This is a genomic window from Colwellia sp. 6M3, from assembly GCF_014077595.1.
In the GTDB taxonomy this organism is placed as follows: domain Bacteria; phylum Pseudomonadota; class Gammaproteobacteria; order Enterobacterales; family Alteromonadaceae; genus Cognaticolwellia.
On sequence record NZ_JACGWF010000008.1, the window covers coordinates 49,081 to 72,665 of the forward strand.

Annotated in this window: 22 protein-coding genes; 12 read left to right on the forward strand and 10 right to left on the reverse strand. The window is 37.4% G+C overall.

Features of this window, described 5'->3' with window-relative positions; translation table 11 throughout:
* Nucleotides 1-14: 14 nt before the first annotated feature.
* The 5 genes from H4J50_RS03415 to ftsY all read right to left on the reverse strand — a co-directional run bounded on the left by H4J50_RS03415 (nucleotide 15) and on the right by ftsY (nucleotide 6,927).
* Complete coding sequence (locus H4J50_RS03415) at nucleotides 15-2,633, reverse strand: EAL domain-containing protein (RefSeq protein ID WP_108457601.1); 2,619 nt, start codon at nucleotides 2,631-2,633, stop codon at nucleotides 15-17.
* 262 nt (nucleotides 2,634-2,895) lie between these two features.
* A complete protein-coding gene (gene rpoH, locus H4J50_RS03420) occupies nucleotides 2,896-3,759 on the reverse strand; it encodes an RNA polymerase sigma factor RpoH (RefSeq protein WP_108457602.1) in 864 nt (287 codons plus the stop codon).
* Nucleotides 3,760-4,029: 270 nt separating this feature from the next.
* Nucleotides 4,030-5,004 (reverse strand): permease-like cell division protein FtsX, encoded by a 975-nt coding sequence (gene ftsX, locus H4J50_RS03425; RefSeq protein WP_108457603.1) that lies wholly within the window; start codon nucleotides 5,002-5,004, stop codon nucleotides 4,030-4,032.
* Nucleotides 4,994-5,695, reverse strand: coding sequence for a cell division ATP-binding protein FtsE (gene ftsE, locus H4J50_RS03430; protein WP_108457604.1), 702 nt, complete (start codon nucleotides 5,693-5,695; stop codon nucleotides 4,994-4,996). The genes ftsX and ftsE overlap by 11 nt, the downstream gene beginning before the upstream one ends.
* Before the next feature lie 17 nt (nucleotides 5,696-5,712).
* Nucleotides 5,713-6,927, reverse strand: a complete 1,215-nt coding sequence (gene ftsY / locus H4J50_RS03435) for a signal recognition particle-docking protein FtsY (protein ID WP_182254455.1) — start codon at nucleotides 6,925-6,927, stop codon at nucleotides 5,713-5,715.
* Between the two features lie 176 nt (nucleotides 6,928-7,103).
* Here ftsY and rsmD point away from each other — a divergent pair, with 176 nt between their 5' ends.
* A complete protein-coding gene (gene rsmD / locus H4J50_RS03440; RefSeq protein ID WP_182254457.1) occupies nucleotides 7,104-7,694 on the forward strand; it encodes a 16S rRNA (guanine(966)-N(2))-methyltransferase RsmD in 591 nt (196 codons plus the stop codon).
* A 71-nt stretch (nucleotides 7,695-7,765) separates the two neighbouring features.
* Here rsmD and H4J50_RS03445 read toward each other — a convergent pair whose 3' ends face one another.
* From H4J50_RS03445 to H4J50_RS03465, 5 genes are all read right to left on the reverse strand, one after another.
* Complete coding sequence (locus H4J50_RS03445) at nucleotides 7,766-9,361, reverse strand: serine hydrolase (RefSeq protein WP_182254459.1); 1,596 nt, start codon at nucleotides 9,359-9,361, stop codon at nucleotides 7,766-7,768.
* A 101-nt stretch (nucleotides 9,362-9,462) separates the two neighbouring features.
* The gene (locus H4J50_RS03450) at nucleotides 9,463-10,425 is read right to left on the reverse strand and encodes an adenosylmethionine decarboxylase (protein WP_182254461.1); all 963 of its coding nucleotides are present in this window, start codon (nucleotides 10,423-10,425) and stop codon (nucleotides 9,463-9,465) included.
* 72 nt (nucleotides 10,426-10,497) lie between these two features.
* Nucleotides 10,498-11,115 (reverse strand): YjaG family protein, encoded by a 618-nt coding sequence (locus tag H4J50_RS03455; protein WP_108457609.1) that lies wholly within the window; start codon nucleotides 11,113-11,115, stop codon nucleotides 10,498-10,500.
* A gap of 200 nt (nucleotides 11,116-11,315) precedes the next feature.
* Complete coding sequence (locus H4J50_RS03460) at nucleotides 11,316-13,202, reverse strand: hypothetical protein (RefSeq protein WP_182254463.1); 1,887 nt, start codon at nucleotides 13,200-13,202, stop codon at nucleotides 11,316-11,318.
* 189 nt (nucleotides 13,203-13,391) lie between these two features.
* Nucleotides 13,392-14,156: a SapC family protein gene (locus H4J50_RS03465; protein ID WP_108457611.1), complete on the reverse strand. Its 765-nt coding sequence runs from the start codon at nucleotides 14,154-14,156 to the stop codon at nucleotides 13,392-13,394.
* 193 nt (nucleotides 14,157-14,349) lie between these two features.
* Here H4J50_RS03465 and H4J50_RS03470 point away from each other — a divergent pair, with 193 nt between their 5' ends.
* The 11 genes from H4J50_RS03470 to H4J50_RS03520 all read left to right on the forward strand — a co-directional run.
* Entirely contained in the window at nucleotides 14,350-14,658 is a 309-nt protein-coding gene (locus H4J50_RS03470) for a hypothetical protein (RefSeq protein WP_182254465.1), read from the forward strand.
* A gap of 357 nt (nucleotides 14,659-15,015) precedes the next feature.
* On the forward strand, nucleotides 15,016-16,002 hold the full coding sequence (locus H4J50_RS03475) for a DUF6662 family protein (protein WP_108457613.1): 987 nt from the start codon (nucleotides 15,016-15,018) through the stop codon (nucleotides 16,000-16,002).
* 91 nt (nucleotides 16,003-16,093) lie between these two features.
* Complete coding sequence (locus H4J50_RS03480; RefSeq protein ID WP_259366149.1) at nucleotides 16,094-16,645, forward strand: FMN-binding protein; 552 nt, start codon at nucleotides 16,094-16,096, stop codon at nucleotides 16,643-16,645.
* A gap of 12 nt (nucleotides 16,646-16,657) precedes the next feature.
* Entirely contained in the window at nucleotides 16,658-17,527 is an 870-nt protein-coding gene (locus H4J50_RS03485) for an FAD:protein FMN transferase (RefSeq protein WP_182254467.1), read from the forward strand.
* 9 nt (nucleotides 17,528-17,536) lie between these two features.
* Nucleotides 17,537-18,040, forward strand: a complete 504-nt coding sequence (locus H4J50_RS03490) for a hypothetical protein (RefSeq protein ID WP_182254469.1) — start codon at nucleotides 17,537-17,539, stop codon at nucleotides 18,038-18,040.
* Nucleotides 18,037-18,435, forward strand: coding sequence for a ubiquinol-cytochrome c reductase iron-sulfur subunit (locus H4J50_RS03495; RefSeq protein ID WP_182254472.1), 399 nt, complete (start codon nucleotides 18,037-18,039; stop codon nucleotides 18,433-18,435). Before H4J50_RS03490 ends, H4J50_RS03495 begins: the two co-directional genes overlap by 4 nt.
* A 10-nt stretch (nucleotides 18,436-18,445) precedes the next feature.
* On the forward strand, nucleotides 18,446-20,362 hold the full coding sequence (locus H4J50_RS03500; protein WP_182254474.1) for a TonB-dependent siderophore receptor: 1,917 nt from the start codon (nucleotides 18,446-18,448) through the stop codon (nucleotides 20,360-20,362).
* 33 nt (nucleotides 20,363-20,395) lie between these two features.
* Nucleotides 20,396-20,920: a PepSY-associated TM helix domain-containing protein gene (locus tag H4J50_RS03505; protein ID WP_108457619.1), complete on the forward strand. Its 525-nt coding sequence runs from the start codon at nucleotides 20,396-20,398 to the stop codon at nucleotides 20,918-20,920.
* 209 nt (nucleotides 20,921-21,129) lie between these two features.
* Nucleotides 21,130-22,458, forward strand: coding sequence for a sigma-54 dependent transcriptional regulator (locus H4J50_RS03510; RefSeq protein WP_182254476.1), 1,329 nt, complete (start codon nucleotides 21,130-21,132; stop codon nucleotides 22,456-22,458).
* Between the two features lie 44 nt (nucleotides 22,459-22,502).
* On the forward strand, nucleotides 22,503-22,712 hold the full coding sequence (locus H4J50_RS03515) for a HAMP domain-containing histidine kinase (RefSeq protein ID WP_182254478.1): 210 nt from the start codon (nucleotides 22,503-22,505) through the stop codon (nucleotides 22,710-22,712).
* 72 nt (nucleotides 22,713-22,784) lie between these two features.
* Nucleotides 22,785-23,585, forward strand: an 801-nt coding sequence (locus H4J50_RS03520) for a CHASE3 domain-containing protein (RefSeq protein WP_182254480.1), incomplete at its 3' end; no start/stop codon positions are given.

Here is a 23,585-nt window from a genome sequence, read left to right on the forward strand (position 1 = left end):
ATGTTAGTGGGTTGCTATGCTCGATACATAGCAACAACATTATTCTCAACTTTAGCTTTTTCGATTTTTCCTGGTCGGCTAATATGATAACCCTGGCCAAATTCACAACCTACATTTTGCAGCTTTTTCAACATAACTTCAGACTCAATACCTTCAGCCACTAAACGGTAGCCAAATTTTGTACCTAATTCATGTAACGCTTTCACTAATGAAAGGTTTTTATCACTTTTGTTTATCGAACGGATAAAGCTACGGTCGAGTTTAATAAACTCAAACGGATAGTTATGTAAAAAATTAAAAGAGGATAAGCCTGCACCGTAATCATCTAAAGCTAATTTAACACCAAACTCTTTAAGTTTTCGTAAACCCTTAAGTGCTAATTCGGTATGTCGAGAAAAAGCAGACTCGTTAAATTCCAAAATAAGTCGCTCTGGCTCTATGGTATTATTGCTAATCAGTCCCATCAGCTTGGTTAATTGATTCGCTTGTATTAAATGACGTCCTGAGAGATTAATACCAATATAAGCATGTTTATATTCTTCAGATTGTTTCCACAGTTTTAGTTGCGCACAAACTTCTTCAATAACCCATGTTTCTATATCCAAAATCATACCAGTTTCTTCTGCCATAAAAAGAAACTCACTAGGTGTTAATAAGCCTTTAGTTGGATGATTCCAACGTAAAAGCACTTCAAAACCTAAAGTTTTTGTTGAGCTTAAATCTGAAATTTTTTGATAATGTAATTCAAACTCTTTGCTTTTTATTGCCTGTCTAAGCTCTTGTTCAAGCGTCATGCTAGCAATGATTTTTTCCCGCATACTATCATCAAAGAAAACGTATCGACCGCGACCTAAACTTTTTGCTTGATACATAGCCGCATCAGCATCACGTAGTATTTCATTAGCATCTTTATAGCTAACGCGACTTTGCGCGATACCTATGCTGGCGTTTGAATATAAGGTATGACCATTAAGTTCAAAGGGTTGTGCAATTGATGTGATGATACGAGTAGCAATTTCTTCAATATCATCAGGTGATTGCAACGAATCAAGTAACACGACAAACTCATCGCCACCTAATCTTGCCAAAATATCATTATCACGAACACAATCTCGTAACCTTCTTGAAATTTCAATTAAGAACTGATCACCAGCATGATGTCCCAAGGTGTCATTAATCATCTTAAATCGATCTAAATCAATAAACAAAACTGCAAACCTATGATTTGGATGACGTTTTAAGTGTCGAATAGTATAGGTTAATCGATCTGAAAACATTGCTCGATTGGGTAGCTCTGTTAAGGCATCGTGATGAGCTTCATGATATAAACGCGCTTCTGCTTTTCGTCTTTCTTCAATTTGCATACGCAAATTTAGGTTAGTTGCTTGCAGTTCCTCTGTACGTTTATTAATAATTTTCTCAAGTGCTTCATGGCTTTGTAGCGCTTGTTGTTGAACTTTTTGTCGTATAATCTCAATCGCAATATGGTGACTAACAAATCGAAGTAACTCAAGATCTTTATTCTGATAAGCATCTTTATCTTGATAATGTTGAATGGCTATAACACCAAAAACTTCACCATGGTCAGATAACGGTGCGGCCAAAAAAGCCTGAGGTAATTTATCTTCAGGATAGGGTTGAGTAAACGCAGATTGAGTAACTTCACCTTGCTCTGCTAATGTGTATATCATTCCATCACTCAGCAGTATCGGTTTGCCCGTTTTTATTGGCATTTCGGAAAGACCGTCACTAAGTTTGCGTGTTTTTGGTTGTGCTAATTTTTCATCACAATAATAGGGAAACGCTAATTGACTTTTATCATCTGACAATAGTGCAATATAAAAATTTTTGGCTGGTAAAAGTTTACTTACTTCTCTATGCAATGCTTGATAAAACTCGTCTATATCATATGATTTAGCCGTTAGCTCAGAAATATTAAGTAAGACTTGATGCGCTCTAACCGCTAACTGTCTTTCAGCAATTTCACTCTGTAATTGCTGATTCGTTTGCGTTAATTTAACTGTGCGTTGGTGAATACTTGACGTTAATAACTCTCTACTGCGAACACGATCGATTGCTGTAACTAAATGTTCAGCAATACCTTCTAATATTTGACAATCTCTTGCAGAAAAACTTAGTGCCTCATCGTAACTTTGTAAGGCGATAACACCAATAATATTTCCGTTTCTTTTAAGTGGCACACCTAACCAGTCTTTAAATTCGGAGCCATACAATACAATTTCATCAGCGTTCGCAAGGTTTAATCGCATACTTTCCGAGCAATGAACTGGCTGTTGACGCAATAACACTAACCCCGAAAGGCTTTTTCGCCAATGAGTGAGATCAACTTGTTCGCACAAACCTTTTTCTAATGGGTTATGACAATGAGTTAATTGTAATTCGTCAGATGAGTTTAAAAGGGCTATATGAAAACTGTCAGTAACCAACAAGGTTTTAATTACGGATTCAAGGGCGTGATAAAATGCATTCATATCAGTTATTGAACTGGCTAATTCAGACAGTTGTAACAACCCTGATTGCATGGTTTTAATTTGTCGATATTTATTAAGTAACCGCTTTAATCTAGGAAGTTGACGTACCGCTTGTGTAGTTTCCGTCGCAGGAAATACCATGGTGTAAATTCCGTTTTTTTATTATTAGTATTATTTTTATACGACTAGTCTAACAAAATAAAATTGATTAGCTAGACCTTAGCGTAATTTATTCAATGTCATCCATCGCATTAAGTTAATTTATTAAGAGGTTAGTGATAAAAAACACTTGAACTAATAGCTTAATCCATTAGTTCAAGTGTAAGTTATTTATACTTGTTTAGATTAATTTTGGACATAAAAAAACCGGCAGAAGCCGGTTTAAAATAAATAGATTTTCAAGCTATGTAGCCATTGCACCTTTTAATTTCGCCAGTGCATTTTTCTCTAATTGGCGAACACGTTCAGCTGATATTTCATATTTATTCGCTAACTCTTGTAAAGTTGACTTATCATCAAGTAACCAACGAGTACGAATAATATCTTGGCTGCGATCGTCAAGACCAACTAAGGCATTACTTAGCCTTTTATTAGCATGTTGCTCCCAGTTCGAATCTTCTACTTCTGTAGCAAGATCAGATTGCTTATCTTCTAGATATTGCGCTGGAGAATATGTGCTTGCACTAGCGTTATCATCATCGTCAGTTGATAACTCAAAGGCTTGGTCCTGGTTACTCATACGAGATTCCATTTCCAAAACATCTTTAGTCGTAACACCAAGTGTTTCAGCTACGTTACTAACTTCTTCATGACTAAACCAACCTAAACGCTTTTTATTTTTACGTAAGTTAAAAAATAATTTTCGTTGTGCTTTAGTTGTAGCAACTTTAACTATGCGCCAGTTTTTTAGTACAAACTCATGAATTTCAGCTTTAATCCAGTGCACAGCAAAAGATACTAGGCGAACACCAACTTCAGGATTAAAACGTTTTACCGCTTTCATCAGTCCGATATTACCTTCCTGAATTAAATCAGCTTGTGGTAAGCCGTAGCCTGCATAGCCTTTAGCAACATGAATAACAAAACGAAGATGCGACATAATTAATTCTTGTGCCGCTTTTAAATCATTTTCAGAATATAAACGAGTTGCTAACTCATGCTCTTTTTCCGCCGTCAGCATTGGAATGCTATACGAAGATTGCACGTATGCTTCAATGCTGCCACTTTTAGGAACAGTTAACGCCATTGATTGCATTGATTCACTCATTTAATAACTCCTCTATCTAAATCTAATCTACTCGTGATAATAACATATTTACGCAAACCACCTCAAGATACAGATTTAGTGGTAAATAATAGGGGTGTATGACCGATCATCACGACTTTAATAGGTCAACATTAGCTTAGAAGACAGTGGTAAACAACACTCTCTTTCAATTTTTTTGTCAACAAACTGTTAAACTTTGTCACCAATATCAAAATTAGCATTAATAACAAGGTGATATAAAGCCTGCAAAGACTTATAAAACCATAACAACTAATCTGCAGTTGGTTCAATCGCTCGTATATGTTGTCGTACAGAAATAAAGCTACCCAATAAACCTAGGCCAATAGCGGTCGACTGCAAAATAATTAATTCATTAAAAGATAAGCCTGCCAGTACAAATTGGCTTTGGTATAGGTCGGTTAGCTGACGTAATGCGCCAGAAAGATAGCTGGCTAAAATAGCCACACAAATACTGGCGACAAAGCCACCTAATACTCCATACCATACACCCGCATATAAGAAGGGTCGTTGTATAAAGCTGTCGGTCGCGCCCACTAATTTCATTACCGCTATCGCATCTTTTTGATGAAGTATTGCCAAGCGAATAGTATTGCCAATAATTAAAACCACTGACAAACATAATAATAGTGCAATACCAAGCACAACGTCTTCAATGAGCTCCGCCATAGCTTGCAAGCGCGTTAACCATTCTAAATCGAGCTTACCTTGGTCAACACCACGTTCTTGCTCTAATTTAAGTAACAATTCTCGAGCAGCTTGGGCTTGGCTAAAACGCTGTGTAGGCGTGACTAATAATGTTGCAGGTAAGGGATTATCATCTAAATATTCTAAGGCTTGACCAAAACCAGAGCTGATCTTAAATTCCGTTAATGCCTGTTCAGCCGAAATATAAACAACATTAGCTACTTCAGGGTAAAGCTGAATACGTTGTACAAGGCTTTGTGCTGCTTTATCAGGAGTCGATAGTTTTAAAAACAAAGTGATTTCGGAGGCAGAGTCCCACTGATCCGTAACCGTTTGAGTGTTTTTAACAAATAAATGTAAAGTTGCGGGTAAGGTTAAGCTAATACCTAAAACAAGCACCGTCATCACCGAGGTAAAAGGTGTGCGCCACAAGTCACCTAAGCTACCTATTGCTTGTTGTAAGTGCCTTAGTACCCTATCGGTAAAGCGTGCAGTCCAGTTTAAGTGTTGGCCTTTATGGCGCGTGTCGTTAGCTGCCATTGTGTTCACCCATTGCTTGTAGCCCATCAACAATACCATCGGTAATCATATGACCTTGCTTTAGGGTGAGTGTTCTATATTTCATTCGAGCAATAAGCCCTAGATCATGAGTAGCAATGAGTACACTAACGCCCATATCGTTGAACTCTTCAAATAACCGGATAATATCTAACGACAATTTCGGGTCTAAATTACCCGTTGGCTCATCGGCTAATAAAATGGGGGGCTTGTTAACAATAGCTCGTGCAATGCCTACACGCTGTTGCTCCCCACCTGAAAGCATATTCGGAAAACACTTTAATTTACTGGTTAAATGAACTTTATCAAGCGCGGCCTCAACACGTTTACGCGTTTCTTTTTGGCTGTAACCTTCAATAATCAGGGGGAGTGCTACGTTTTCAAATACGGTGCGATCGGCTAATAGATTATGATTTTGAAATATCATGCCAATACCCCGTCGAACATAAGGTATTTGTGAGTATTTAATAGTAGATAATTCAGTGCCGTTTATTTCAATGCTTCCAGTACTGGGCTTTTCCATCATACTCATGAGCTTCAATAAAGTACTTTTACCTGCCCCAGAGTGACCCGTTAAAAACGCCATTTCACCGGGAGCAATAGTAAAGCTCACTTTTTTAAGTGCTAAAAATCCTCCTGGATAAGTTTTGCTAACGTCATTAAATCGGATCATATTAAATCTTATCTTTCTTATGCTTCGTGAGTAAATAATGCTTCGATAAAGTCATTGCCATTAAATGGTCTTAAATCGTCGATACCTTCTCCAACACCTAGATAGCGAATTGGAATAGCATGCTTGTCTGCGACAGCAAAAACAACACCGCCCTTTGCAGTACCATCGAGCTTGGTCAAGGTTAAACCTGTTAAGCCTACGGCTTCGTTAAAAAGTTTAGTTTGGCTTAGCGCATTTTGCCCTGTACCAGCATCCAGCGTTAACATCACTTCATGCGGTGCATTAACATCGAGCTTTTTCATAACACGAACAACTTTTTTAAGTTCTTCCATTAAATGACTTTTATTTTGCAAACGCCCTGCAGTGTCGGCAATAAGCACATCAACACCACGTGCTTTTGCAGCACTAATAGCATCAAATATAACCGAGGCACTATCAGCACCCGTATGTTGAGCAACCACTGGAATGTCGTTTCGCTCGCCCCATACTTGTAATTGTTCAACAGCCGCTGCACGGAAAGTATCGCCCGCAGCTAACATTACCGATTTGCCTTCTGCTTGAAATTGTTTAGCTAGCTTACCAATGGTGGTAGTTTTACCCACACCATTAACGCCAACCATTAAAATGACAAAAGGGCCATTGGTTGAGTCAATTTCTAACGGCTGGGTCACCGGTTCAATAATTTTTTTAAGCTCAATTTTTAATAGTTCATATAATGCTTCGGCATCTTTTAAATCACGACGAGATGCTGACTCTGTTAATGAATTGATAATTTTAGTTGTTGTTTCTACCCCCACATCGGCGAGTAATAAATGCGTTTCGAGTTCTTCGAATAATTCTTCGTCTATTTTTTTACCACTAAATAAACTGACAAGTCCGCCGCCCAAGTTTTGGCGTGTTTTTGTTAAACTTTGCTTTAAGCGTGTGAAAAAGCCAGCTTTTGGCTCTGGCTCTGGCTCTGGCTCTGGCTCTGGCTCTGGCTCTGGCTCTGCAGGAAATTCTTCAACAACAGCCCCATCAATTGCAACTACTTCCGCTAATGGTGGCACGCTAAATTCAGCAAGTGGTTTTTCATCAACAGCTGCAGTGGTTGTTACTTGCGCTTCATTCTCGATAGATTGCTCAACGTCTTCAATGCCTTGTTCAACATCGCTTTCAGCTTCTGAAGTCGCTTTTTCTTGTTCTTTATTACCCAGACCTAACCAGGAAAACATACCTTTTTTCTTCGACATAAATGTATTTACAATATTAGTTGGATGTATGAGTTTACTACTAAAATCATTTGACTAGAATAGGTTCAAAGGTGAACAATTCATAAGATCAAGTTGGTATTCGTGAGTAAACAAGGATAAAATTATCGATATAGTATCACCTAACCTGCCGACAAAAAACAAAAGCTGTTTAAGTTATGAGCAAAGTCAAAAAACAATCTGATAAAAATGCCCCTAAAGGCCAAATTCGCATCATTGCAGGTCAATTTCGTGGGCGAAAATTGCCCGTATTAATGGCAGATGGTTTACGGCCAACCACTGATAGAGTGAAAGAAACCGTATTTAATTGGCTAATGCCTTATATTCAAGACGCTAATTGCTTAGATTGCTTTGCCGGGTCTGGCGGATTAGGCTTTGAAGCCATATCACGTGGTGCTAGCGCTGTAACATTAGTCGAATTAAATAAACTTGCAGCCCAGCTGTTAAAAGACAATAAAGCACTTCTCAAAGCAGATAATATTCAAGTTATTCAGCAAAATGCTTTAGATTTTTTACACAATAACCAACAGAGTTATTCGTTAGTGTTTATTGATCCGCCTTTTAGAAAGGGCTTAGCGCAACAAGCAGCTCAATTGTTAAATGAAAAAGGTTTAACGGATGATGCCTTAATATATGTTGAGATGGAAACTGATCATAATACGCAAATAATGCCAAGCCACTGGCAACTGCTAAAAGAGAAAGTTGCCGGGCAAGTTGTTTATCGACTTTATCAGAATAGTGCGGATTGAACTCAAAAGAGAGCACTGTAACTATTGCAATAATATAGCGATATAAGCCGCTATATTATTAATTTTTATAGTTAATGTGTAATAGCTTTAGGCTTTAGCATAAGATCATGAAAATCAAAGCTAAAATCTGTCGACTCAGATACCGCCTTCATAGTGACAAAGTTAATGCTGCCATCTGAATTTAGCTTAAAATTCACATAAGCATCCGCTTCTAAAGTACGGTCGTCCCAGCGAACAATAAAGGTGTTGTGCTGATAATGCACTAACTTACCAAGCAATGCCGGCGTATTAGTAAACTGCATGACCAAATCATCGTTCGTTAAACTAATGGTAATTTCACCATACCAATTATCAACATAGCTTTGAGCATAATGAGCAAGTGATAAAGGGGGAGTTGAATTCTTATCAATATTTGCGGCTACTTTTGCTAACTGTGTTTTTTTCTTAATGGTTTTTTCTCGCTGTAATTTCGCATAATGTTCAACCCAATCTTTTGCAGGCAACTCAAGATATTCGGTTAAAATTTGTTGAGATAATGCGTTAAGGGCAAATCCCGACTGCTGATTAGTTAAAATTATCATAGCTAAATTTTCTTCTGGCACCATCACCACTTTTGACACCATACCTAATATGCCTCCGGTATGTCGTACCACTTTGACCCCGTGATAATCTTTAACAAACCAACCTAAAGCATATGCATAAAAATGCGTTTTATCTTGCGCTGTTGTTTGTTGCGAAACAGGTAATAATGTACGTGCTTGCCACATCTCACGACTTTGCTGCTCACTAAAAAGTCTTAACGTTGTATCATCAACATCATATTGTCCGCGATTAAGCTGTGCTTTAAGCCATAACGACATATCATTTACACTAGATGCCACCGAACCAGCAGAAGAAAATTGTTCTAAAAAGTTACCACCAACAACGTTTAACTTTCCGTCTAGAGGTACATGAGCACGAGCAACATTTTTATTGTTTTTGGCAATCAAAGAAAATTTAGCTCGGGTATTATTCATTCCTAATCGATCGAAAATACGTGTTTGAATCACTTCTTGCCAAGGCTGTCCGGTTAGTTTTGCAATGATCTCTCCTGCAATAACATACATTAAATTATCGTAAGCAAATTCACTACGAAAGCTCGATACTTGCGGTAAATACTTTAAACCTTTAATAACATCTTGGTTGGTAAGGGTGGTTTCAGGCCATATCATTAAATCGCCAGCACCTAACCCTAAACCACTGTTATGTGATAGCAAGTCGATGATTGTAAACTCACGCGTAACATAGGCATCGGGTAGTTGAAACTCTGGAATAATATCAATAACTTTTGTTTGCCAAGTTAACTTCCCTTCATCCACTAAGCCTGCCAATAACGCCGAGGTCATCGCTTTGGTATTTGACGCTATACCAAATAAGGTATCTGCATTTACTGGCGCTTTACTGCCGTGTTTAAGCACGCCAAAGCCCTTACTTAGCACCACCTCGTTATCTTTAATGATAGCGACAGCAATACCTGGCACTTGAAAAGTACTCATGATTTTATGAACAGATGATTCAATACGCTCAATTTTATTACTATTACTAGCACTAAGCGTTTGTGCATTTACGTTCTGAAGTGTCGATAGCGCAATTAAGCCAGCACATAGCCCGATATAATTTAATTTCATCTAACTTCCTTGGTTGATTATTTGATCATTCATAAAAATCGGACACCTAAAATAACTTTAAATAAGCTTTTAAAACCTAAGTCCATTTTATAATAAAGAGATTAAAGTGTGTGGCTTACATCGTCAACATCAAGTAATTCTGCTTGGTTAAAAACGGTTTGTGGCAGAATATAATTAGCAAAACTCACTAAATCATTATTACTTAAATGCTGTTGAAATAAAGACTTACTAATATATTCTTGAGGTAGATACTGACGCGTTAACTCACTAAAGTAAGTTTCGTTAACACTTAAAAGGTCAATCGACTTAGGTGCTAAAATACGTAAAAAGTCTGGCGCAAGTGCAATCAAGTTAATGTTAGCTTGAATACTGACATAACTACTGCTCGCTTGCGGCGTAATATGGATAGTTAAGTAATGCATGCCTTTAATGGCATTAATGGAGTAACCAAAAGGTTCAAAAACAAAGTCATCCAATATATAACCCGCTAGAAGTCGATCTAATTGTAAAAATTCTCTAATTTCATTAGCAGCTAAACCAAGGGTAGTAAGTTTATCAGAAGCTTTTTGGCAAATTTGGTAAGCGATTAACTCGTATGATTTATCTTCTTGATTCAACTTAAAATGGGTATCTTGATTAAATATATAATTATGATGACCGTCTAATTCGCCAAATCGAAATGATTGACCTTTTACGTATTGTCCAAGCAAAGCAATATCATCACCAAAACTACTTAACTGGGCATGAGCGAAATACTCATTTTTTCTTTGATAAGTGATCTGCTGAATTTTACTCATCCCGACTTGTTGAATAAAATATTCAACAGAATGTACTAAACGGGTATTGCCACAGGTAATAATAAGTAGACGATCATGCCAAACAAATAAACTAGATTCCGATAGCAAAAATGCTTTACAGTCTTTATTTTCAATCGTTGATAATATTTTTGCATTACAACATTGTACAAGTGCTTGCCAAAAATTTTCTTCGAGGTCAGCGATTAATGAAATTTGCGTGGCATCAATGATAATTTCAGCTTTCTTTTCTGAACCTTCAAAAAACAATTCATTTATCCTCGGTTATCTAGCTTTCAATTAATTCGACCAAGCGTTTTATAAATCAGTAAACGCATTTGACTATGCAGTGTTAATTTCTATGCCTAGATTTGAAAGGCCTTCTTCTAATACCAAGGCTTTGGCTTTAACACAACTCGCTTTGTTTTCACTGGCTGATGTTAAGAAGTCAAATAACTCATTTTGTGTGGCAATTTCCCACTGCATTAATGGGTGTTCACGAATTTGCTGCTCTGAGATCATTATCTCGTCTTCTTCTGGCGTTATTTCGTCAATTTGCTGAGCTAAGCTCAACTCAACATAATAACTAACACTGTTTTCTGACAACTTACTCACGTTGATAAAACCATCGCTTTCAGGGTCTTGCATTGCTTGAAACAACGACATTAATGCCATTGCACTATCAAGCGCAGGAAATACACCTAAAAAATCAAATAACTCAGGATCAGGCACTTGTTCTTCAAGTTTTGCTATTTGAGCATCATAGTTAATTTTGCAACGGTTGGCTTTATCTAACCATTGCCAAATAAGGTCTAGCTGATTTCTCAAAATCTTAAAATTACCAAACTCGGTATGCTCTGAAAACATTTGATAATTTGGTATCATGCGCTCAAGTAACGCTGCACAAAATGCCACCTGCTGCCATTGGCTTAATTTATTAAAAGGTAGGTTTATCGACACGTAGAGTCTCGTTATTTAGATTGAAAAAGGAAGGTATTATATACCGATATACCATTAAGATGCGAGTTACATCAAGATGCAAACGCCCAGTTTAATCGGCATGTTTTTATCCATAATGAGTTCGTTAAAATGGTGGCATTAAAAATAGGGTTTATGAACGGATAAAAGTACTGTTTACAAAAATTACCCGTAGTTATCGCTTATTTGCTTAATTTTGTAATCTGCTTCTGCGCATACTCAAAGCGCAATCGATATTCAGTTAGTTTATCTTCGAGCTCATTAATTTGCTGGTCTAATTTTCGATTTAACTCAGTGTTTTCATCACGAAGATATTTTATTGTTTCACGGGCTTTATTATATTCTACTTCTTGCTTGCCTTTATTTTCTTGATGCAGCAGTCTATTTTTCGCTGCTCTTGCTCTATCTTGGTCTAACTCTGCTTTAACAGTTGTTAATTGTGTTTGTTTTTTATTTAAATCTTGCTCTATTTTTTCTAAATTTTCTAAGGCCTGGGTATAAGAAAGCTCTAATTCAGAAAACTTAGACATTGCTGTTTCTGTCTTTGTCACTTGTGCTTCGAGCTGCTGCGTTAAATCAGACGCTGTTGTATCAGCCTGTCGCTGTAACTCGGTAAGTGCTTTGTTTTTATCGGTTAAAACCTGTAGATGCCCGGTCACCACTTGTTTATGGTTTTCATCTTGCTTATCAATGGCTTGTTTAAACTTCAACTGCTCATTTTCATTTTGACTTAACAAATCATTGATTTTTTCTAGTTGGGTATGATTTTCTTGCGATAATTCGGCAATAGTTTGTTGGTTAGTTTTCGCCTCAGTCACACTTTTTTCTAGGGTTTGTGTTAACTCAGCTATCTGCTTCGTTTGCTGTTCACTGTTGCTGTTATGCTTGAGTTCGGCTTGTTCTAAAGATGTTTTTAAATGTAAATTATCGGCATTAAGTTTAGCGGATACTGCCAACTCTTTTTGCAATTGCTGCTCAAGCGAATTCACCGTCTCCGCTACCTGAAATTGTTGCTTATTAGCGGCAACTAGTTCTTCATTGGCTTCTGCAAGCTTGTTTTCAAGTGCTTGTGTATCGCGCTCCGCTTCGTGAATTTGTTTAATGACCTGTTCATTATCGACTGACAATTGCTTTAAAACGAGGGAATTTTTTTCTTGCTCATTAAGCCACTTGTCATTAATTTGTTGTTTTTCTTTTTCATATTGCTGTTGTGCAGAAACCGCGTCTTGCTCAATTTGGACTATCGTTTGCTCTTGGCTATTCACTTTTAAAGTTAAGTCACTATTTTCGTGCTCTACTTTAGTTATCGTTGCTTGCTGCTGATCAATACTTACTTGTTTATTTTTCAGCTCTTTCTGTAAAGTAGAAATTTGCTCATGTAATAAGTTTGCTTGTTGCTGTTCATGATTCAACTGCTCACTACTTGACAGTAATTTATGCTCTTGTTCTGCTTTTAAGTATTCTAACTCACTCGATACTTGATCAAATTTAAGCTGTAAATCAGAGTATTGCTGATTTTGAACCGCAAGCGTTGCAGCTTTAGCCTTGTCATTTTTGGCTAATGCGTCTTTTTCTGTGGTTAATTCATTTAGCGTTGTTGTCGCATTTTCTGCAGCTAAACTTACGGTTTTTAATTGCTGTTGCTGCTGCTCGTTCTCTTGATTAAGTGTTGCAACTTGTTTAACTAACTGTGAGTTTTCAGCCAGTTTATCTTTCAAAATTTGTTCTGAGTCTGTTAGCTTTGCGCTGTTAAGATTTTCTGCGTTGGAGAGTTCTTCTTGAAGTTGTGCTAATTGGTTATGCTGCGCTTTTTGTTCTGCTTTTAATATTTCAAGCTCACTATTATTTTCTTGTTGGCTTTTAGTAGCCAGTAATTGCTGCGACTGAAACTGTTCTTCAAGCGCCATATAAAGTGGGTGCGTGGTAACAATTTCAGGGCTAACGTCAATATTATCGCTATAACTAGTGAGTAATGCAGTGATTTTATCTTCAATTTGTAAATAAATATCACCCGCCAAGTTTTGGATGTTTTCTTCAATATCACTTGGTAATTTTTTCTGAACAGTCATACGGTATAAATCCCTAACCCTACATCAATTAAACACCATCAGCCAAAATCATCCTATCAGACGTTTAATGTAGATTCATCAATTAATACTGTTCTGGCTAAAAATTAAACGAAGGCTTCGTAATATCTTAAATTTTAAGCAAAAAAAAAAAGACCAACAGGTCTTTTTTTTACTAGCTTTACTTAAGTGTTATTTTTCAGCTTCAACTGTTACTGGTGAAAAGCGAATAGCATTTACTTTAGCTGTTGATTCACTCTGATTACGCAATTGAGCTAAACGATTAACTTGACCAACAGAGCCTAACATTGCGTGAATTGGAATAAACAAACCACGTTTATGAAAATCAAGTACTTGCTCATCACTTAATGCTTGAATTTTCTTTTCGTCAACACTGTATAAACCAACAAGTTTCTTAGTTTCACCTGAAGCAAAATTTACATTAAGCTCAAGTTCTAGTAATAAATCATTATCGACTAATTCTTTAATGAATTTTTCGTTCATTACTTCATTGTCGTATAAACGACCCAGTGAATCTTGTACGCCTTTAAAGAACTCTGTGTCATTGCCTTCAGCATCAAACAACTCATGTTCATTATCTTCGCCGACAAATTTACTGTCTAAATCTATACAAGCCGTTAATGTTTTTTCTTTCTCAGGGTCTAGACCTAGAGAAAAAGGTGACATTGAAATACTTTGCGGAACATAAACTGCCTGCCAAGAATCTTCTTTATAATATAAGTTTTCGCCGGACTCTAAGCCCAACATAACAACACTACGGTAACGTTCGCTACCTTGATCTTTTACAAATACAACAGGGTAACTCGTGGCCGCTTGAGAAAACTCGGGTGCGGTGATCGGTGCAATATGTTGAGTAGATACATTTGATAAATCACGTTTTGCAGCGATTTTAATATTCTGATGAGTTTCTTTTTTAATCGGGGTAATGTTAGCCATGAATAGGGTCTCTTTTTACTGCGTCTTTAATCTTTGTCATTTTTGACACATGTTTTGTTGTGATAATAGTTATGGAGACACGCGAAGTCGCTTTCAATGGTATAATCAAATTATCTTCAGATATTTTTAATTACACTTGAGTTATTTTAGAAAAATTATACCTTAAATTTATTTAAAAACAGAAAGTTAACCTATGAATATAACAAAATACTTTTGTGCCGTAGCCATTTTTATCAGCCCAGTTATTTTAGCATCACCCAAAATAACGGTCAGTTTTGGCGATTCAAATGGTTTTGCACAAGTAAAAATTAAAAACGAAACATTCGAGCCTTTAGCTTGTTATGTCGCTATAGATGGCCACAGAATAAAATTTCAATTACAAGTTAAGTCTTCATCCCCTTGGATAAGTGCTACAGATAAACAGTTCAACTACCAAAATTTTAGTACTTGGTGTGACTACTTAGAAATTCATCCTAAGTATAAATCCTATCAAATATATTAATTTTTCGGGTATATAAACCTTAGTTACGCCGACATATCTGCACCACTAAGCAAATATAATTCTAAGTACACATACAAAATAGTATTAGTAAGAGCAATAATCACCACATTGATATATTCATATAAGTCAGCAATCTTCGCATAGTTAAATTTACAATAAAGACCACACTCCAATCTGCAATAATTTCTCAATTTTTCATTTTACAATCTAAGACACGTGTCAGTCCAAAAAAATTGGCAACGCTTCAAAACAAAACGCAAATGATAATAATTATCAGTTGCGTTACGTTTTGTAACACCTTATAATATTTTGCATAACAACAATCGCTTTTTCGATAAAAACTAGGTTCAAAATAAGATGAAACTCAATTTCAACACTCTCATAGCGGCAGCAATATCTACGACAACTTTTATTGCTTCTGCAGGCGAAAACTTATGGGTTTATGCTAAAGGTACAGACACACGTCCAGCTAACAGCTATGAATTTAAAATTGCTGACACTATTCGTTTAGATAAAAATGCGGGTGATCATTACACCTTTCACGATATTCGACCTGAAATTGAATACGGTGTAACGGATAAACTCACCATTGCCGCTGAAGCGATTATTTTTATTCACGATTACGATGTAGGCTCAGAAGCAGATGGCGCGCCATGTCCAATGTGTGAAGCAGGCGATGGTACTGGCAAATTTAGCGATACACAATTTGCCGGTTACGAGTTGGCCATGAAATATAATGTTTTAAGCCCGTATAAAGATGCTTTCGGCTTTTCATATGGATTAAGTTATGAGCGTCGTGACAAGTATCGTTTAGATGGTGCTGACATTGATCAAAACTCATTTGTTGGTACGCTATTTTTCCAGAAAGATTTTCTTGATGACACTGTAATTACCGTACTTAATATTAAAACTGAATTTGAACGCAGAAAATCAGGTTCGGTTGTCGAAGATGAGTTTGCCGTTGATATCTCAGCAGGTATTTCATACCGTTTCGCACCACAATGGTTTATCGGCCTAGAGTTTAGACACCAGTCTGATTATTTAAACCCTCAAGATAAAGCAGAACAAGGTAATACTGAAGGCGGTTTTGATGAAGAAGGTTACACCCTTGGTTTAGATAAAACTAATTTTGATTTAACTGACTTCCGTATTGGCAGCCAACATCAAAACGGTAACTATTTTGGACCTACATTGCATTTTGCAGAAAAAAAATGGTGGGCTACAGCGGGCGTTTTATGGCAAATCAGTGGCGGCGGCTCTGAATATGCCGACGTACGAAATGGCCGTAACTGGGATGAGCATGAAAAAATGCACATCGGCTTATCATACGGCTATGAATTTTAATATTTTCAATTGTGTTGATTGACCTCAATAAGGCTTACATTCATTTGTAAGTCTTTTTCGTATTAACCATATACAGCGGATTACTTAGATCATGAGCATGTTACGCAGACGATTTTTGAAAGGTTTAGTCGCTACAGCGGCAAGTTTCGCGCTACCTATTCAGCTCGCATTTGCAAAAAATTATTTGACGATTGAACAGGCCAAAAAAATATTGTGGCCAGACCAAAACCTTACACCAACACCAATCACGTTAAGCGAAGCACAGGCAGATCTAATTGAAGAACTTGCTGATATTCGCGTCCGTAACCATTTTATAAATGGCTGGCGCTCTGAAGATGGTGGATGGTTTATTGTTGATCAAGTCATAGGTAAACACGAAAATATCGATTTAGCAGTAGCGATTAGTGCTGAAGGTAAAGTGATGGGTATTGAAGTACTTACTTATCGTGAAACCTATGGTGATCAAGTTATGCATCCAAAATGGCGAGCACAATTTTACGGTAAAGATAGCAGCGAATTTTTAAAGTTAGATAAACAAATCAGAAACATTTCTGGTGCAACACTGTCATGCCGACATGTTACTGACGGTATTAACCGACTTAACCACACTTGGTCTACCGTGTTGAGTAAGGTAGCGCGTTAATGGATAAAACATGTGGCCTCTAATCACACAATAAAGCGCTGTAAGCCTTTGCTTGGTACCTTTATCGAAGTTGATTTGTATGGTGAGCTACCAGAAAAAGATCTCGTACATTGGTCAAATATCGCGTTCAATGAAATAGAACGCATCCACCATGCGCTGAGTTTTCACGCTCCAGAAAGTGACATATCAGTATTGAATAGAGCACTATTAACTGAACCACAATCTGCACACAATCTTACCAACGACCTATCAGTTATCTTAGCTTTTGCTCATGCGTTATTTAAAAGTACACAAGGCTATTACGATCTCAGCGTTGCTTCCATATTAGTCAATGATAAGCACTTGCCTGATCATTTATTTTTAGCTAATTCGTTCGAACATAATCAACCATTAGGCACATTTGCTGATGTCTTAATAAGTAACAACCAAATAAGCAGTAAGCGACCCATTATTATTGATTTAGGTGGAGTCGCGAAAGGTTATGCCGTTGACCAAGCGATTGCACTTTTACCCGAAGACATTTGCGGGAGCATTAATGCAGGTGGCGATATGCGTGTCATTGATTGGCAAAATAAAAAAGTAGAGATCAAATATGGCAAACGCTTCAGCGCCTTAAAAAAACTACAAATGGCCAATACGGCATTAGCCACAAGTGCTAGTTATTATAATCAAGGTGGCTCACAATATTTTAATCCAATAGCTAACCATTATGTAAAAATTAAAGGCAGTATGTCGGTTTTTTCTGAAAAAGCCATGCACGCTGATGCATTAACGAAAGTTGCCTTGTTGGTCGAGCGCCAACAAGCAAAACAGATATTAAAAGACTACAACGCCACTGCGATCAGCATTAATCGTTTTGGCTTTAGTCGTCAATTAAGCTAGAGCATTTACATGTCGAATATCAGTCGAAAAATAGCCAAAAAATATCGTTATATTTTTTATTTTAATTTAGCAGTCAGTGCATTAAGCGGTACAACTTTCTGGCTACTGCGAGAATTTGCCATGGTCGAAGGTGACTTTGGGCCTGAGTCGCACTTTTTGCAATATCCAACTTTGCAACTTCACGGTTTTGCAGCATTTGTTATGCTAATGGCGTTAGGTGCTATATTTACTTCTCATATTCCAAAAACTTGGTACAAGGGTCAAGCAAAAAAATCGGGGCTTACTATGCTCTGTTTTATCGTTTTTTCTCTCTTGTCAGCCTATTCACTTTATTATTTAGTTACTGAAGATTGGCACGTTTTACTTGGCAATGCCCATGCTATTGTCGGTATATGCTTACCCGCTTTACTCTATTTTCACATTCGTACAGGTCGAAAATCGACACGTGGAAAAAAACGTCAGCCGTTCAAAAACAATGATAAAGCTCGATCATCTGCTGGTAAAGTTTCATGAAACGCCGCTCATTTTTAAAAACGGCATGCTTAGCAAGTAGCTGCTTATTACCGGCATGCAAAAGCACAATGGTTCATGTGGAATCAGAGCGAGTCGGTAAGCAAATCTTCATCGAAAAAACATTATTTAATCACCGTAGTAACGTTACCGTAGCCTATAATAAATATGCTATTGGTGTGGTAAAATTTGATAATGATCACTTCGCAGCATCGTTATTAGCATGCACACACAATGGCTGCGCACTTACACCAACAGAACTTGGTTTTATTTGTCCTTGTCATGGCGCTAGATTTGACGCTTTAGGGCAAGTAAAAAAAGGCCCTGCAGAACAAAATTTAACACGTTTTATCACCAGTACTAATTCACAGTCTGTCATTATCCACTTAACCGATTAAGCTATTGATTATGTTTAAATTTACAACGACGTTGAAGTCTATAACGCATTTATTTTTAGCTGTATTACCTTGTCTAAGTTATGGCTATACGGTCCCCGAGCCAAGTACCACTGAAACCATGACTATTTCTTATAATAAGTCGATAAAATCACTCGACGATAGTCGTACCAGTGACAATATTATGGTGTATCCCGAGCAAACTGTTCAAGCTCCGAATACGGTGGCAAATATAATTACACAGCAAGCAGGCGTTGCGCTCAATGGCCAAGGAGGATTATTTCAAAGTTACAATATTAGAGGCTTTAGTCGCTCACGTATTAAAACAGAAGTCGATGGCATACCTATTATCACCGATCGACGTGCAGGCAATGCCGTTTCTTTTATTCCAAGTGAATTAATTTCTGGGGTTTATATTCAAAAAGGACCTCAATCCACTTTATACGGTTCTGACGCTATGGGTGGCGTTATTAGTATTGCCACTAACGCATTTAATAGCTCAGCAGTGGGCATAACCATGCAGCCTCAAGATAATGCACAACATATTTGGGCACGCTTTAATGGTGAGTCAATTAGCGCCAGTGTAATTCATCGTCAAGCCGACAATGGACGTTCTCCAAGCAATGAAGGTACCTCCAGCACTGAACTGAACACTCAATATCAACAACTTGTAGCCACTTTATCGGCAGCATTAACGTGGCATGATATTGATATTTTTGCTTCGAGTATTATCAGCCAAGGTGATGACATTGGAAAAAGTTCGAGTACCTTTCCTCAGCAACGGATCAGTAGTTATCCACAAGACGATCACTTGTTGTCACAAATTGAATTTTCATCACTAGGACAATGGAAAGTAAAACTCTATCAACATCAACAACAATGGCAAACACACATAGTTCGTCTAGATGACAACCAAGCAACAGCCAGAAGTAATATCACTGACTACCAATCAAACACCTATGGTGCTTATGGCTCTTGGCTTGTCGATAATACCGTACTCGGCCTAGAGTGGTTCGGGCGTCATAATATCGATATTAGTGAGCGTGAATTTACTAGTGGTGGCGAGCTTGCTTGGGCAAAAACCGTGGTTGATGCCGATGAAGATACTTACGCAGCGTATATTTTACATGATTGGCATGTTAACAAACTCACCCTAGCTACAGGTGCACGATTTGACAGTATTAATGTCTCTGCTCAACAGCAAACTAAACGCGATAATTTTTTATCCTTATCTGCTGATATTTCTTACACACTATCAGCACAAACTTTCGCCAGCATACAAATCGCGAATGCGTTTCGCTTTCCAACAGTAAGTGAACTCTTTTTTTCTGGTGAAACACCCAGAGGGAATACCCAAGGAAATATGGATCTTGAACCTGAACAAAGCCTAGGGTTGCAAATATCGATAAACCACCAGTTAACACCTGAATTTTCCACACGTTTTAATGCCTACCATTATGATATTGATGACTATATAGAACGCTACACTCTCGATAACATTCGCTATTACCGTAACAGCGAGCGCGTAACGATCAGAGGCTTTGAACTTATTAACGATTGGCGCATTAACCCACAATGGCAAACAAGTTTAGGATTACAGTGGCAACAATCGCGTGATATAAATAACAATACGGTTGATGATGGTTTACCCAAAGCACTTAAATGGGCACTAAATTGGCAACATAATGCAATTAATATCCGTCAGCAATTAACGGTATTGCTCGAACGTTCTGATGTTGGTCCATCAGAAAGCACACAAGCTAGTGAACTTATTTGGCAAATAACAGGGGACTATCAACTCAGTGAAGATATAACCTTAAGTATGTCGATACTTAATATCACCGACAATGAATATCGAGCCTCAAGCGACGAAGACGCCGCTTATCAACCTGAGCGTACTATCAATATAAGTGGCTTATGGCGCTTTTAATTCACACAAACATCAAAGAACAAACGAGTAGTGATGAACTTTAATAGAATCAACCGCAGCACCCATCGATGGGCAAGTATAGCTATCGCCATACCCTTTTTAGTTATTTTAGTGACAGGGATTTTACTGTTATTAAAAAAAGAAGTTGAATACATTCAACCAGCGAGCACAAAAGGTCAGTTCAACCAGCCCAGTATCAGTTTTTCGCAAATACTCACCATTGCTAAAACAGTAAAAGTTGCAGAAATAGACTCTTGGCAAGCCATAGATCGCTTAGATGTACGACCAAATAAAGGCATTATCAAAATACGCGCAAAGTCGCACTGGGAAATTCAAATTGATGCCACAACCGGAGAGGTTTTAAAAACGGCCTTTCGTCGTTCAGATATCATTGAGCAATTGCACGATGCAAGTTACTGGCAAGATAAAGCAAACCTCTGGTTTACACTGCCAATTGCTGTCATCATGATTGTCATCTCAATTACTGGGATCATTTTATTCTTTTTACCTTATTACCGCCGCAACAAAAACCAAAAGCTATTGAAAAATAAGCACTAATTTATTTAAAGATAATAGCAGTAATCAATGTTTTGGACCAATAATGCTATAAGTGTTCCTAAACCTGAGACTAAGCCATGACGATTAATAGCAATAACATCCAAGCACCAAATACCTATTCAAGTTAGTTAGTTTCATTTCATCTTATTTGTTATGATCTCTTTATAAAGAAAAAACGTATATCGATTACGTTTATAAGGGAATAAAATATGCTACAGGTGCTATTGGTTGATGACGATGCTGAATTTACAGAAGTCGCGTGCCAAATAATAGAATTTTTAGGTCATGATGTTTATGTAGCGTCTACCTTAAAAGAAGCAGAAGAATGGTTAACCAATCAACAATTTGATCATGTTTTGCTTGATTTTATGTTGCCCGATGGCAGCGGCTTACACTTGATAGATTTTTTGAAAAAAAATCAACTTAGCCCTTATGTGACTTTAATAACAGGTCACCCTTCGGTAAAAGGTATGCTTGCAGGCTTGTGTGGTCCAAAAGTTAACTACATTGTAAAACCATTACAACGCGAAGATATTGAAGCGACACTGAATAGAAACACCAAAAAGCCCAAAAAAATCAACAGTAAAATGCCAACATTACATTTTGGTTGCCTTGTAGGTGAGTCAAAACCTATGCAAGAGCTATATACTATGATTGAGCGCGTAGCTAAAACCTCAGCTAACGTAATGCTCATGGGAGAAAGTGGTGTAGGTAAAGAAGTTGTTGCGAATGCAATTCATGCATCCACTGGCTCAACTGACCCCATCATTGCTACCAATTGCGGGGCTTTATCAAAAGAGTTAATTAGTAGTGAGCTGTTTGGTCATGAAAAAGGCGCATTTACAGGCGCGGTTGCTCGCAAAGAAGGGGTATTTGTTAGAGCCGGCAATGGCACACTTTTTCTTGATGAAATAACTGAAATGCCGCTCGACATGCAACCAAATTTATTACGCGCATTAGAAAATAAGCGTGTTATCCCGGTTGGTGGTACACAAGAAATTGAAGTTAATTGTCGTGTAGTTTCGGCTACAAACAGAACAATGGCTGAATTAGCTGAAGGAAAAGTAATTCGTGAAGATGTGTATTATCGTTTAGCCGTTTTTCCAATTAGCATTCCATCATTAAGCGAAAGAAAAGAAGACATTCCTTTACTTGCCGAAGTGTTTTTACAACAGCTGAACAATGAAAATGATGCCGAATTTGTTTGGACAACAGCACAATTAGAGACATTAAAAAATACCCTTTGGCCTGGTAATGTTAGGGAGCTTAGACACGCTATACACCGTGCTTTTATTATGAGTGAACCTGCAACCAAAACTATACAACTACCAAGTAGTTTTATCTCGCCTTTTGCTGCTGCAACAAATCAATCATCTGCCGTATCGGCAGGACAAACAATTGAAGGGCTTGAAAAAGAGCTTATTCGTGTCACCTTAGATAAAGTTGATGGCAACAAAACACAAGCAGCTGAAATGTTAGGCATAAGTACCAAAACCTTGTACAACAGATTACATGCTTACGGTGACTTTACAGATTAATAGCAGAGTAAGTAGCTTTTAACAAACTATGATGAGGTAGTGCAGTGAATCAAGAAAACAACGATATTAATCATTTAATACATGATACTCGAGCGCCTTTAAATAGAATTTCTATGCAGGCAGAGTTAATAAAAATGGTGTTAGAAAACGATATGCCAAAGGATAAAGCAATAGCTGCCATCGATAAAATACTGGTCGCTTGCCAAGATTGTAGCAAGCGTTTGCAAGATATTGCTGAACTGTCTCAATCGTAATGCTTTTTATTGTATATCAAGCGCTTATAAAAATATTTCAGATGGTAATAATTGACCAGAAAGCGAGTAAACATGCCCATTAAAAAGCTTTTCGAAAACGCAGTATTCAATTGGGGGCTGATCACAAGTATCATTACTATGGTGATAATAACCAATGGTTATTTAGCCATAAAAACCATTGATGCTTTATCTAATACACAAAGCAGCCTATACAATACCGGTGATATTATAGGTGAAATAGACAATCTACATAATTTAGTTTTAATGGCTGAAACAGGCCAGCGTGGTTATTTACTGACAGAAATACCAGAATATTTAACCCCTTATGAAGATGCATTAGAAAACCTAAGCGATCAACTCAGCAATACTAGAAAACTTCACTCTGAAGTACCAGAACAATCAGAGCGAATTACAGCTTTACTTATACTGGTTGAACAAAAAACAGATGAATTACAAAAGACTGTTGAATTGGCACTCGCTGACAAAGAAAAACGCGCATTAAAACTTGTGATGACAGGTACGGGTCGTAACTTGTATAAAGAGCTTCGAGCGGATTTAGAATATATAAAAATACTCGAGATAAACTACCGTAATACCTTGTTCGCCGTACTTTCAACCGTTGAGCGAGAAGCAAAGGTCACTTTCGCTATTTCAGGTATAACCAGTGCTTTATTACTTCTAGGCTTAGCATTTTTTGCCCGGTTAAATACTAGAAGTGAAGTAAAGTATCGACTTCAACTTGAACAAAAAAATAAAGAATTAGCACAAAAAGTTGCTGCTCGAACCAAAGAACTCACGCTTTATTCAGATGAGTTATCACGCAGTAACCGTGAATTAGAAGATTTTGCTTTTGTTGCCTCACATGATTTACAA